This window comes from Pseudomonas sp. 8(2025) (assembly GCF_052665325.1).
On sequence record NZ_JBQOIE010000002.1, the window covers coordinates 23742 to 36450 of the forward strand.

General features: G+C 65.8%; 11 protein-coding genes and 1 pseudogene. 7 read left to right on the top strand and 5 right to left on the bottom strand.

Annotation, left to right across the window (positions count from 1 at the left end; genetic code table 11):
* Nucleotide 1 precedes the first annotated feature (1 nt).
* Together ACUXVH_RS04035 and ACUXVH_RS04040 are read right to left on the bottom strand one after the other, a co-directional pair.
* Entirely contained in the window at nucleotides 2–1198 is a 1197-nt protein-coding gene (locus ACUXVH_RS04035) for a multidrug effflux MFS transporter (RefSeq protein WP_011059082.1), read from the bottom strand.
* Between the two features lie 93 nt (nucleotides 1199–1291).
* The gene (locus ACUXVH_RS04040) at nucleotides 1292–1489 is read right to left on the bottom strand and encodes a heavy-metal-associated domain-containing protein (RefSeq protein WP_011059081.1); all 198 of its coding nucleotides are present in this window, start codon (nucleotides 1487–1489) and stop codon (nucleotides 1292–1294) included.
* Between the two features lie 145 nt (nucleotides 1490–1634).
* Between ACUXVH_RS04040 and ACUXVH_RS04045 the strand changes: the two genes are divergently transcribed.
* From ACUXVH_RS04045 to cueR, 3 genes are all read left to right on the top strand, one after another.
* Nucleotides 1635–2018 (top strand): hypothetical protein, encoded by a 384-nt coding sequence (locus ACUXVH_RS04045; protein ID WP_011059080.1) that lies wholly within the window; start codon nucleotides 1635–1637, stop codon nucleotides 2016–2018.
* A gap of 149 nt (nucleotides 2019–2167) precedes the next feature.
* On the top strand, nucleotides 2168–4564 hold the full coding sequence (locus ACUXVH_RS04050; RefSeq protein ID WP_065364933.1) for a heavy metal translocating P-type ATPase: 2397 nt from the start codon (nucleotides 2168–2170) through the stop codon (nucleotides 4562–4564).
* The gene (gene cueR / locus ACUXVH_RS04055; RefSeq protein WP_011059078.1) at nucleotides 4561–4965 is read left to right on the top strand and encodes a Cu(I)-responsive transcriptional regulator; all 405 of its coding nucleotides are present in this window, start codon (nucleotides 4561–4563) and stop codon (nucleotides 4963–4965) included. Before ACUXVH_RS04050 ends, cueR begins: the two co-directional genes overlap by 4 nt.
* 261 nt (nucleotides 4966–5226) lie before the next feature.
* Here cueR and ACUXVH_RS04060 read toward each other — a convergent pair whose 3' ends face one another.
* Nucleotides 5227–6123, bottom strand: a complete 897-nt coding sequence (locus ACUXVH_RS04060) for a PA4780 family RIO1-like protein kinase (protein WP_011059077.1) — start codon at nucleotides 6121–6123, stop codon at nucleotides 5227–5229.
* 599 nt (nucleotides 6124–6722) lie between these two features.
* Here ACUXVH_RS04060 and ACUXVH_RS04065 point away from each other — a divergent pair.
* Together ACUXVH_RS04065 and ACUXVH_RS04070 are read left to right on the top strand one after the other, a co-directional pair.
* Nucleotides 6723–7655: pseudogene (locus tag ACUXVH_RS04065) on the top strand (cache domain-containing protein); the annotation flags it as partial.
* Between the two features lie 129 nt (nucleotides 7656–7784).
* Nucleotides 7785–8513: a methyl-accepting chemotaxis protein gene (locus tag ACUXVH_RS04070; RefSeq protein WP_370511280.1), complete on the top strand. Its 729-nt coding sequence runs from the start codon at nucleotides 7785–7787 to the stop codon at nucleotides 8511–8513.
* A gap of 83 nt (nucleotides 8514–8596) precedes the next feature.
* On the opposite strand, the gene ACUXVH_RS04075 is transcribed toward ACUXVH_RS04070, so the two are convergent.
* Nucleotides 8597–9874 (bottom strand): acetyl-CoA C-acetyltransferase, encoded by a 1278-nt coding sequence (locus ACUXVH_RS04075; protein ID WP_065364932.1) that lies wholly within the window; start codon nucleotides 9872–9874, stop codon nucleotides 8597–8599.
* 130 nt (nucleotides 9875–10004) lie between these two features.
* Between ACUXVH_RS04075 and ACUXVH_RS04080 the strand changes: the two genes are divergently transcribed.
* Both ACUXVH_RS04080 and ACUXVH_RS04085 read left to right on the top strand, forming a co-directional pair.
* A complete protein-coding gene (locus tag ACUXVH_RS04080; RefSeq protein WP_065364931.1) occupies nucleotides 10005–11357 on the top strand; it encodes a 3-oxoacyl-ACP reductase in 1353 nt (450 codons plus the stop codon).
* 2 nt (nucleotides 11358–11359) lie between these two features.
* Entirely contained in the window at nucleotides 11360–12214 is an 855-nt protein-coding gene (locus ACUXVH_RS04085) for a MaoC family dehydratase (protein ID WP_065364930.1), read from the top strand.
* A 6-nt stretch (nucleotides 12215–12220) separates the two neighbouring features.
* Here the strand turns inward: ACUXVH_RS04085 and ACUXVH_RS04090 are convergent, their stop codons facing one another.
* Nucleotides 12221–12670, bottom strand: a complete 450-nt coding sequence (locus ACUXVH_RS04090; protein WP_065364929.1) for a DMT family transporter — start codon at nucleotides 12668–12670, stop codon at nucleotides 12221–12223.
* Nucleotides 12671–12709: the final 39 nt, after the last annotated feature.

Sequence of the window (12709 nt, forward strand, 5' to 3'; positions counted from 1 at the left end):
CTCAGAGCTCGGCAGCCTTCAGCGCCCGGGCATTCTGCAAGCGCCGGGTCATGACCGCCATGCTCACCGCCAACACACCACACAGGCTGATGACCATGGCCATCGGCATGGCGCTGCCGTCATGCAGCACACCCACCAGGTACGCCGCCCCTGCCGCCACGCTGAATTGCAGGCAACCGAGCATCGCCGAGGCGCTGCCGGCCCGTGCGCCCTGACCATTCATGGCGCAGGCTGCGGCATTGGGAATGATGCAGCCCAGGCTGGCGATACACACGAACAGCGGCAGCAGCAGCGGCCAGAGCGCACTGGTGTGCAAGGCACTGACGCCGAGCAGGGTCAGGCCCGCTGCCAGGTAGATCCACACGGTGCGCGCCAGCAGGAACGCCGGGCCACGCTTGGCCAGCAGGCGCGCATTGATCTGCGCCACCAGGATGAAGCCCCCGGCATTGATCCCGAAGAACCAGCCGAAGTGCTCCGCTGGCACGCCGTAGAGTTTGATGAAGACAAAGGGCGAACCGGCAATGTAGGAAAACATCCCGGCAATGGCGATCCCGCCGGTCAAGGCGTGGCCGAGAAATACCCGGTCCGACAGCAGCAGGCCATATTGGCGCAGCGCCCCGGACAGAGGCAGGCGCGGGCGGGTGGCCGGCATGCTTTCCGGCAGGCCCAGCGCCACTGCCAGCCCGGACAGTGCACTGAACACCGTGAGCATGATGAAGATCGACTGCCAGCCGTAGAGGTTGACCAGCAGGCCGCCCAGCATTGGCGCCAGAATCGGGGCCAGGCCCATCACCAGCATCAGTTGGGAGAAGACCTTGGCCGAACCCACCGCATCGCACTTGTCGCTGACCACGGCCCGGGAAATCACCATCCCGGCGCATCCGCCCAGGGCCTGGACAAAGCGTGCGCCGATCAGCCATTCCAGGTTCGGCGCATAGGCGCAGGCCAGGGAGGCCAGCGTGAACAGGCCCACCCCCGCCAGCAGCGGCAGGCGCCGGCCAAAACGATCGGCCACCGGGCCATAGGCCAGCTGGCCGATGGACAGGCCGAGGAAGTAGGCGGCCAGGGTCAGCTGAACGTGTTTTTCATCGGTGCCGAAAGCCAGGGCCATCGAGGGGAAGGCCGGCAGGTAGAAGTCGATGGCCAGCGGGCCGAAAGCGCTCAGAGCGCCGAGAATCAGGATTGTGCGGAGGTTCATGGCATCCAAACGAGCGTTGGTCAGCGGTCGCACAGTCTAGCCGCGCTTGGACGCCTTGAACATTCCGATAGGTCGCTAACTATATAAAAAGGCTCAGGCAACCTTGACCGCGTAGCCTTCCTCGCTGATCAGGCTGATCACCTCATCGCTGGACAGGCGGCTCTCGACCCCGACTTCCTTGGCCGCCAGATCCACCCGCACGGTGGCCGCCGGGTCCTTGCTTTGCAGCGCCTGGGTGATGGCACGCACACAGTGACCGCAGGACATGCCTTGAACGTTGAATACTTGCATTGCGCTTCTCCTGTATTGGGTTGGAGCAAGTCTTGTCCTTGCCACCGTGGCAAGGTCAAGTTCCGGATTGATCTGCCGGGCTGGAAATCGGCGGCGCGCTCGGCCAAGCTGCACGTCTTACGACATCACAGCGGGAGATTCAGCCATGCGCTGGTCAACTTTCAGCCTCGTCGGCCTCCTGGGCCTGTTCGCGGCAACCCCATCGGCGCTGGCCGCCGGAGAGGACTACGGCGTGCTGATCATTTCCAGGGAGCGGCTGGAAGTCGCCACGTCCTGCGAGATCGGCCTGTACATCCAGGACCAGCTCGCCGGCCGGCTGTTCCAGGAACAGAGCGCCTCGTTCAACCTGCCGCCGGGCAAGGTTTCCCTGCGCCTGAAACTGCTGCCAGGCCAGGCCCCGGGCTGCAATGCCGGGCTGCTTGCCCCGAGTTCCCAGGACATCAGCCTGCGGGCTGGCGATGTGCTGAAGTTCCGCATCGCCATGAACGCCTCGGGCATGTACCTCAAGCCCGCCGCCCTGGAATACTGACACCCCGCCCCCTGCCGAGCTCCCGGGGCCTGCTGTTCGCGCACTGCGAGCAGCCCCTGGGACAAAATGAAGCACCCGTGCAATGCCCCCTTGACCTTGCCTGCGTGGCAAGGTTGATCCTGTAGGCAACATTCACAGGGAGCGTCGCCATGCCTGAATCAACCACTTTCGACCTGCCGATTGCCGGCATGACCTGCGCCAGTTGCGCCGGGCGCGTAGAGCGTGCCCTGGGCAAGGTCGCCGGCATTCGCACGGTCAGCGTCAACCTGGCCACGGAACAGGCTCGGGTCGAAGCACCGCAAGACAGCCTGCCGGCCCTGCTGGAAGCCGTGGAAAACGCCGGCTACAGCGTGCCGGTACAAGCCGTCGAACTGAGCATCGGCGGCATGACCTGCGCCACCTGCGCCGGGCGAGTCGAACGCGCCTTGAACAAACTCCCCGGCGTCCGCAGCGCCAGCGTCAACCTGGCCACCGAGCGTGCCAATGTCGAACTGCTGGGCCAGGTCGACCCGGCGCTGCTGATCAATGCCGTGACCCAGGCCGGCTACTCCGCCAGCCTGTGGCAGGCCGAGCAGAAACAGGGCGACGAGCAACAGCAGAACCTGCGACGCGAGCGCTGGAGCCTGGTGCTGGCCATCCTCCTGGCCCTGCCCCTGGTGCTGCCGATGCTGGTGCAGCCGTTCGGCCTGCACTGGATGCTTCCGGCCTGGGCCCAGTTCGCCCTGGCCACCCCGGTGCAGTTCATCTTCGGTGCACGCTTTTATGTCGCGGCCTGGAAGGCCGTGCGCGCCGGCAGCGGCAACATGGACCTGCTGGTGGCCCTGGGCACCAGCGCCGGCTATGGCCTGAGCCTGTACGAGTGGGCCACCGCCGCCGCGGGCAGCATGCCGCACCTGTACTTCGAGGCCTCGGCGGTGGTAATCGCCCTGGTGCTGCTGGGCAAATACCTGGAAAGCCGCGCCAAGCGCCAGACCGCCAGTGCCATCCGCGCCCTGGAGGCCCTGCGTCCGGAACGAGCGATCCAGGTTATCGACGGCCGCGAACAGGAAGTCGCGATCAGCGCCTTGCGCCTGGGTGACCTGGTGCTGGTCAAGCCCGGCGAGCGCTTTCCGGTGGACGGCGAAGTCATCGAAGGCCAGAGCCATGCCGATGAAGCGCTGATCAGCGGCGAGAGCCTGCCCGTGCCCAAGCAACCCGGCGACAAGGTCACCGGTGGCGCCATCAACGGCGAAGGCCGGCTGCTGGTGCGCACCCTGGCCCTGGGGGCGGAAACCGTGCTGGCGCGGATCATTCGCCTGGTGGAAGACGCCCAGGCCGGCAAGGCACCGATCCAGAAACTGGTGGATAAAGTCAGCCAGGTGTTCGTGCCCACTGTCCTGGTGCTGGCGCTGATCACGCTGGTGGGCTGGTGGCTGTACGGCGCACCGCTGGAAACCGCGGTGATCAACGCCGTGGCGGTGCTGGTGATCGCCTGCCCTTGCGCCCTGGGGCTGGCCACGCCCACGGCGATCATGGCCGGCACCGGCGTGGCGGCCCGCCACGGCATCCTGATCAAGGATGCCGAAGCCCTGGAGCGGGCCCACGAAGTCAGTTCGGTGGTCTTCGACAAGACCGGCACCCTGACCTCCGGCACCCCGCGCATCGCCCATATGCAGGCGGTGGAAGGCGATGAAAACAGCGTGCTGCAACTGGCCGGTGCCCTGCAGCGCGGCAGTGAGCACCCTCTGGCCAAGGCCGTGCTGGACCTGTGCCAGGAACGCCAACTGCCGGTGGCTGACGTCAGCGCCAGCCAGTCCCTCACCGGGCGAGGCATCGCCGGCACCCTGGAGGGCCGCCAACTGGCCCTGGGCAACCGCCGCCTGCTGGAAGAAAGCGGCCTCAACCCCGGCGACCTGGCCCAGGCGGCCAGGGACTGGGAACACGAAGGCCGGACCCTGTCCTGGCTGATCGAGCAGAGCCCGCAATCCCGGGTGCTGGGCCTGTTCGCCTTTGGCGACACCCTCAAGCCCGGCGCGCTGCAGGCGGTGCAGCAACTCAATGCACGGCATATCAGCAGCCATTTGCTGACCGGCGACAACCGCGGCAGCGCCAAGGTGGTGGCCGACGCCCTGGGCATCACCGACGTGCACGCCGAAGTGCTGCCGGCGGACAAGGCGGCCACGGTGGCCGAGCTGAAAAAGACCGGCGTGGTGGCCATGGTCGGGGATGGTATCAACGACGCCCCGGCCCTCGCGGCGGCGGACATCGGCATCGCCATGGGCGGCGGCACCGACGTGGCCATGCATGCGGCCGGCATCACCCTGATGCGCGGCGATCCACGGTTGATCCCGGCGGCCCTGGAAATCAGCCGCAAGACCTACGCGAAGATTCGCCAGAACCTGTTCTGGGCCTTCGTCTACAACCTGATCGGCATCCCGCTGGCGGCCTTCGGCCTGCTCAACCCGGTGCTCGCCGGGGCGGCCATGGCGCTGTCCAGCGTCAGCGTGGTCAGCAATGCGCTACTGTTGAAAACCTGGAAACCCAAAGACCTGGAGAACGCCGAATGAACATCGGCCAAGCAGCCCGAAAGAGCGGCCTGAGCGCCAAGATGATCCGTTACTACGAGTCCATCGGCCTGCTCAAGCCCGCCCATCGCAGTGACAGCGGCTATCGCCTGTATGGCGATGACGACCTGCACAGCCTGGCCTTCATCAAGCGCTCCCGGGACCTGGGGTTTTCCCTGGAAGAGGTGGGCAAGCTGCTGACCCTGTGGCAGGACCGGCAGCGGGCCAGCGCCGATGTGAAGGCCCTGGCCCGCCAGCATATCGACGAGTTGAACCAGAAGATCCGCGAGCTGGCAGGGCTGCGCGACACCCTGCAGGACCTGGTGGAGCACTGCCAGGGCGACCACCGCCCGGACTGCCCGATCCTCAAGGAACTGGCCTCGGGCAGTTGCTGCGGATCCTGAGCCTGTGACCTGCCGCCCCATGTAGCCGCTGCCGAGCCCTGGGCGAGGCTGCGAAAAGGCCCGCAGGACCTTGCTTGGCGATCTCCCGCCAGACCTCGGCGCCCTCAAGATCCCTGCGTCCCTTCGGGCCGTGCGCAGCCTTCGGCAGCGGCTACAAGATGCAAGGTGCAAGGGGCCCAGGGGCCCAGGGGCCCAGGGGCCCAGGGGCCGGGTAGTTTGCGGGAATGAAAAATCCGGCCAAGGCCGGATTTTTTTATGGCATCACTGCATCCAGGGCGGAGGCGGTGGTTCTTCGGATTTGCCCGGCGGCGCATCATCCGCCGCGCGTACTGCCTGGCGACGCTCCTCGTCCAGGCGCGCCGCTTCGATCTCGCGGATCACGCTGCCGACATCCGCCAGTTCTTCGGGGTCGTCGAACTCGCCGGTCAGCACGCTGCCCGGATGCAAGGTGCCAGCCTCGTACAAGGCCCACATTTCCTTGGCATACCGAGTGCCCTTGAGTTCCGGGGCAAAACGCCCGAAATAGGACGCCATGTTGCCGACGTCACGCTCCAGCATGCTGAAGGCATGGTTGTTGCCGGCAGCATCCACCGCCTGGGGCAGGTCGATGATCACCGGGCCATCCGGGGTCAGCAGCACGTTGAACTCGGAAAGGTCACCGTGCACCAGGCCGGTACACAACATCAGCACGATCTGGGAAATCAGGAAGGCGTGATATTCACGGGCCTGGTCCGGTTCCAGCACCACATCGTTGAGCCGCGGTGCCGCATCGCCGTACTCGTCGGCCACCAACTCCATCAACAGCACACCTTCGAGGAAGTCGAACGGCTTGGGCACCCGCACCCCGGCATTGGCCAGGCGGAACAACGCCGCCACTTCGGCGTTCTGCCAGGCGTCCTCGGTTTCCTTGCGCCCGAACTTCGAGCCCTTGGCCATGGCCCGCGCCTGACGGCTGTTACGAACCTTGCGACCCTCCTGATACTCCGCCGCCTGACGGAAACTGCGTTTGTTCGCCTCCTTGTAGACCTTGGCGCAACGTAGCTCGTTGCCGCAGCGCACCACATACACAGCTGCCTCTTTACCACTCATGAGTGGGCGCAGCACCTCGTCTACCAGACCGTCTTCGATCAGCGGTTCAATGCGTTTTGGAGTCTTCATCAGCTTTTATTGTGGGTCCCTTGTTACCAAACACGCGAAAGTCACTCGTTATACGGCAATCCTCCCACGACGGGAAAGGGCTGCCGACCACCGAGCGACAGCAATGCACTCAATGTGCCAGATCAATCCATCGACGCCGTCAAGGATCATAGCCGAGACGGCGTCCGCAACCGTCCATCAGTGGCACTCAGGCCAGCCCCTTCGCGGGCCTGCCCGCGGAAGTTTTTTTCTGCCTGCGGCTCAATATTGCCCGGCGCCAGCCGAAGCCCTCAGAGAGACAGGGAGTTTGTCCGACAATCCAATAAAGACGTCAGCCACCGGCCAAGGTTCGATCGCCGCGGGCTCGACTTCACCCCAGGGATGCAATCAGCGTCATCTTTCAAGCTGCCGATAAATCCGCGAGTCGCCTGCACTTCGTGGTCTTACAAAAAACTGGAGCGCGGATGAACATCAAACAGAAATTGACCTGGGCCTTTGCCGTTATCGCCAGCCTGCCCGTGGTGCTGGTAGCCACGCTGGTGGTGATCAACCTGCGCAGCGAGGCCGAAAACACCTTCGTCGACGGCAGCGGCCGCGAGATCCGCCAAGTGGCCAACGCCATGCAGCTGTTCTTCGAAGGCATCAGCCAGAACATCGATTACCTGGCCGCTCAACCCTTGATCACCCAGGCCGGCGACAACCTCAAGACCTGGATGAGCGCCGATGCCGCGAAGGCCCCGGAAGGCGAGCAGGACAAACGAATCTTCGAGCTGTTCGCCGCCATGGCCGCCAGCCATCCTGCCTATTCCTATGTGTCCTATGGCGTGAGCAACGGCGGATACGTCTCCTGGCCCGCCGACCTGAAGCTGGCCAACTACGACCCCCGCGTACGCCCCTGGTACAAGACCGCCCAGGCCAACCCGGGCAAGACCCTGCGCACCGAGGCCTACTACTGGGCCAGCGACGATGCGGTGCTGGTCAGCACCGTGCGCTCGCTGGCCAACCAGTTGGGCCCCCAGGGCGGCGTGGTCGCAGTCGACGTGTCGCTCAAGCAGCTCACCGAGATCGTCAAACAGATCAAGCTGGGCGAATCGGGCTACCTGATGCTGATGGAAAACAACGGCACGGTGCTGGTGGACCCCAAGCAGCCGGAGCACAACTTCAAGGCCCTGGGCAGCCTCGGCGAGGGTTACGCGCAACTGGCCAAGGCCGGCAAGGGCCTGGTGCAGGTGGAACTGGGCGGCGAGCACTACATGGCCAACGTCTGGCCTTCGGAGCAACTGGGCTGGACCTTCATCGGCCTGATCAAGCAGAACGAAGTCATGGGCGCGGCCACCCAGCTGACCTGGATCATCGCCGGTATTGCCGCGATCCTGGCGGTGCTGTTCGCAGTGCTCGGGGCGAGTTTCGCCAGCCTCATCGTGCGGCCGATCCGCGGCGTGGCCAGTGGCCTGGAAGGCATTGCCCAAGGCGAAGGCGATCTGACCCGCAGCCTGAATATCCGTGGCAGCGACGAAACCGCGCAGTTGGCCAACTGGTTCAACCAGTTCCTGGCGGCAATTCGCAACCTGATCCAGAGCATCGGCCAGGCCGCGCAGAAGATCCTCGCCACTTCCCACAGTTCGACCCAGGTCTCCAGCGACATGGCCGAAGCCGCCGGGCGCCAGCGCGAAGCGGTGGACATGGTGTCCACCGCCTTCCACGAAATGGTCGCCACCGCCAACGAAGTGGCCCGCTCCTGCAGCCAGGCCGCCGAGTCGGCGGACAGTGGCCAGCGCCAGGCCCGGGAAGGCCAGCAGCAGATCGATGACGCGGTGCACAGCGTCGATCGCCTGAGCCAGGAGATCGAACAGTCGGCGCAGTCGATGCAGCAACTGGAACGCGACAGCACCGACATCCAGTCGATCCTCGGCACCATCCGCTCGATCGCCGAACAGACCAACCTGCTGGCGCTGAACGCGGCCATCGAGGCCGCCCGGGCCGGGGAGCAGGGTCGCGGTTTTGCCGTGGTGGCCGACGAGGTGCGGGCCCTGGCCAAGCGTACCGCCGACTCCACTGCCGAGATCGACGGGCTGCTGGGCAACCTGGCCAAACGCACCAGCGCCGTGACCCAGCAGATGCACGCCAGCCTGGAAGTGTCCCAGCAGTCGGTGAACCGCATCGGCCTGGCTCGCAACAGCTTCGGGCAGATCCGCGAATCGGTGGACGTGATCCGCGACATGAACACCCAGATCGCCACCGCCGCCGAAGAGCAGCATCAAGTGGCGGAAGACATCAACCGGCACATCAGCCAGATCCATGGCGATGCGCAACTGGTGGCGGAACTGGCGAACTCGGCGCGCCTGGACTCCCAGAGCCTGGCGGGGCTATCCAATGAGCTGGACGCCCTGGTACGGCGCTTCAAGACCTGAAGACGCTTTCGCCGGCAAGCCGGCTCCTACGGATGGGCGGCATTTCTGTGTAGGAGCCTGCGTGCCGGGGAAGGCCAAGAACCTCAGCGCTCGATGATCGCCGTCACACCCTGGCCGCCCGCGGCACAGATGGAAATCAGCCCGCGCCCCTGCCCCGCCACACTCAGCAGCTTCGCCAGGTTGGCGACGATGCGCCCGCCGGTGGCGGCAAACGGGTGCCCTGCCGCCAGGGAACTGCCTTTGACGTTGAGCCGGGCGCGATCGATGCTGCCCAGAGGTGCCTCCAGGCCCAGCCTGGCCTTGCAGTACTCGGGGTCTTCCCAGGCCTTGAGAGTGCACAGCACCTGGGCGGCGAAGGCTTCGTGGATCTCGTAGTAGTCGAAGTCCTGAAGGCTCAGGCCATTGCGCGCCAGCAAGCGCGGCACGGCGTATACCGGGGCCATCAGCAGGCCCTCGGCGCCGTTGACGAAATCCACCGCCGCGGCCTCGCCGTCGCGCAGGTAGGCAAGAACCGGCAGGCCCCGCTCCCTGGCCCACGCTTCACTGCCCAACAGCACCAGCGAGGCGCCATCGGTCAGGGGCGTGGAGTTGCCCGCCGTCAGCGTGCCGCTGGCGCTACGGTCGAAGGCCGGCTTGAGGCTGGCGAGCTTTTCCAGGGTCAGGTCCGGGCGCAGATTGTTGTCCCGGGTCAGGCCGAGGAAGGGAGTGATCAGATCGTCCTGCCAGCCTTCGGCGTAGGCGACGGCCATTTTCTGATGGCTTTCCAGGGCCAGTTGATCCTGATCGGCGCGGGCAATGTTCCAGGTCTCGGCCATCTGCTCGCAGTGCTCGCCCATGGACAAGCCGGTGCGCGGCTCGCCATTGCGCGGCAGTTCCGGCTTGAGGTGATGGGGCCGCAGTTGCAGCAGGGTCTTGAGCTTGTCGCCGGTGCTCTTGGCGCGGTTGGCCTGCAACAGGATCTTGCGCAGGCCTTCGTTGACCCCGATCGGCGCATCCGAAGTGGTATCCACCCCGCCGGCGATGCCGCAGTCGATCTGCCCCAGGGCGATCTTGTTGGCCACCAGCAGCGCCGCTTCCAGGCCCGTGCCGCAGGCCTGCTGGATATCGTAGGCCGGGGTGGTGGGCGAAAGCCGCGAGCCGAGGACGCATTCGCGGGTCAGGTTGAAGTCCCGGGAATGCTTGAGCACCGCACCGGCGGCCACCTCGCCAAGGCGCAGGCCGTGCAGGTTGTAGCGCTCGATCAGGCCCTCCAGGGCGGAGGTGAGCATCGCCTGGTTGCTGGCGGTGGCATAGGGGCCGTTGGAACGGGCGAAGGGGATGCGGTTGCCGCCGATAATCGCGACGCGACGCAGCTGTGTCATGGAAAGCTCCATATTCTGTGAGTGCGACTGCGGTGGGTACCTCCTCCAGCGTAGGAGGGATCTGGCCGATCGAACGACCCAGGGCCATTCATGGTCCACACTTTGAACCCCAACCTTCGGAGTGCGTTCCATGTCTGACCGTTATATCGACTTCGCCAACTCGTCCATCGGCCAGCGCCTGGTCGGGGCTCTTGGCCTGCCGTCGCCGGTACGCCTGGAGCGCTGGCAAGCCGGTCGCCTGCGGCCTATCGAAGGTGCGCTGTTGCTCGGCGGCGGCGCGCTGGCACAACAGGTGGCCACCCTGGCGCCGCGCCTGACCGATGGCATCTACAGCTATGGCGCCGACCCGTCCCTGGCCACCCCCTGGATTCCCGGCCACGGGCCCAGGTTCAAGGCCGTGGTGTTCGACGCCAGCGAGCTGCTGCACACAGACCAGCTCAAGCAATTGCGGGAATTCTTCCAGCCACTGCTGAGAAACCTCGAGCCCAGCGCCCACCTGGTCATCCTCGGGCGCGCCCCGGAAACCCTTGACGAGCCCTTCGCCGCCAGCGCCCAGCGCGCCCTGGAAGGCTTCAGCCGCTCCCTGGCCAAGGAACTGCGCAACGGCGCCACCCTGCAATTGCTGTATGTGGCAGCCGGAGCGGAAGAACAGCTGGAAGGCGCCTTGCGCTTCTTTCTCTCGCCCAAGAGCGCCTACGTTTCCGGGCAGGTGATCCGCTTGCAGCCCTGCGCGACCCAGGTCCAGGACTGGAGCCGCCCGCTGGCCGGGCGCAAGGCCCTGGTCACCGGCGCCGCCCGCGGCATTGGTGCGGCCATCGCCGAAACCCTGGCCCGGGACGGCGCCCAGGTCCTGCTGCTGGACGTGCCCCAGGCCAAGGCCGATCTGGAAGCCCTGGCGGCCCGTCTCGGCGGCCGCGCCATCTGCCTGGACATCTGCGCCGAAGACGCTCCGGCACAGTTGATCGAGCAACTGCCGGAGGGCATCGACATCCTGGTGCACAACGCCGGCATCACCCGGGACAAGACCCTGGCCAACATGACCCCGGAATACTGGGACGCGGTGCTGGCGGTGAACCTCAATGCGCCCCAGGTGCTGACCCAGGCCCTGCTGGACAGCGCACGCCTGCACGACCATGGCCGGGTGATCCTGCTGGCCTCCATCAGCGGCATCGCCGGCAACCGCGGGCAAACCAACTACGCCGCCAGCAAGGCCGGGCTGATTGGCCTGGCCCAGGCCTGGGCGCCGCTGCTGCACGCCCGGGATATCAGCATCAATGCCGTGGCGCCGGGCTTCATCGAGACCCAGATGACCGCCAAGGTGCCCTTCGCCCTGCGCGAAGCTGGAAGGCGCATGAGTTCCCTGGGCCAGGGCGGCCTGCCCCAGGACGTTGCCGAAGCGGTGGCCTGGCTCGGCCAGCCGGGCAGCGGCGCCGTCAGCGGGCAGGCCCTGCGGGTCTGCGGACAAAGTCTCTTGGGGGCCTGAAAATGACTGCACACTGGCACGAACTGAACCTGCCCGCGTCTCTGCCGCCGCTGTTTCTCAAAGCGGCAATGCGCCGACGGATCAACGGCACGCAGTTACCCGAATACGGCCTGCGCTGCTGGATCAGCCTGGCCTCCGGGCAATTGGCGGGCTACCGCAAGGTCTGCGGCTTTGCCGATAACGGCCTTCTGCCCGCGACCTACCCCCATGTACTGGCGTTTCCCTTGCAGATGCAGCTGCTCACTGCCCGGGACTTTCCATTTCCACTGCTGGGGCTGATTCACCTGGGCAACAGGATTCGTGTGTTGCGCCCCATGGGCAATGTCAGCAGCGTTCGAATCGGGGTCCAGGTGTGCAACCTGCAACCCCACGCCAAAGGCGCAACATTCGACCTGGTGACCACAGTGGATGATTTGCTGGGCCCCCTCTGGGAAGCGCAAAGCCGCATGCTCTGCCGCGGAGTCAAGTTGGCGGGAGAACCTCCCAGCCAACACTTGCCCAACGCCGACAACCTCGGCGAAGTCGCCTGCTGGCGCGCCGAGCGCGATATCGGCCGACGCTACGCCAGGGTTTCCGGCGACTACAACCCGATCCACCTGAGCGCCTGGAGCGCCCGGCTGTTCGGCTTTCCCCAGGCCATCGCCCATGGCCTGTGGAACAAGGCGCGCACCCTGGCAGCCCTGAGCGAGCATCTGCCAGCAGCGAACATCGAAGTGACGGTGCAGTTCATGAAGCCCGTGCTGCTGCCCGGCGAAGTACGCCTGCTGGCCAGTGCCGGGGGTTCAAGCGGAGAACTGCAGTTGCTGGGCAGCGGCGAGTTGCAGCATATGCTGGGCAACTGGCAGCCCATCGCCTGAGGGGCCTCAGCCCCGGCGGATCAGCACCACCCCGACGACGATCAGCAGCAATCCGGCAAGCTTGCCGAGGCTGACCGGCGCTTCCCGAAACCCCACCCAGCCAAAGTGGTCCAGCGCCAGAGCCATGCTCAACTGGCCGGCCAGCACCAGCGACATGAACAGCAGGGCGCCGACCCGCGGCCCGGCAAAGGCGGCCGTGGTAATGAAGAACGCCCCCAACAGGCCGCCGCACCAATGCCACCAGGTCAGGCCCTTGAGGGCACCCAGGGTCGGCATTTCGCGCTGCAGCACCACCAGCACCAGCAGCGCCGCGGTGCCGACGAAAAAAGAGATCAGGGCCGCAGCCAGCACCCCACCGACCTGCTTGGCCAGTTGACCGTTGATTCCGGCTTGCAGGGCGAGAAAGGCTCCGGCAACAAACGGCAGGCACAGCAGCCACCAGACAGGCGTCAGCATATTGAGCTCCAGAGAGTTTTGGGCGGCGCAGTATAAACC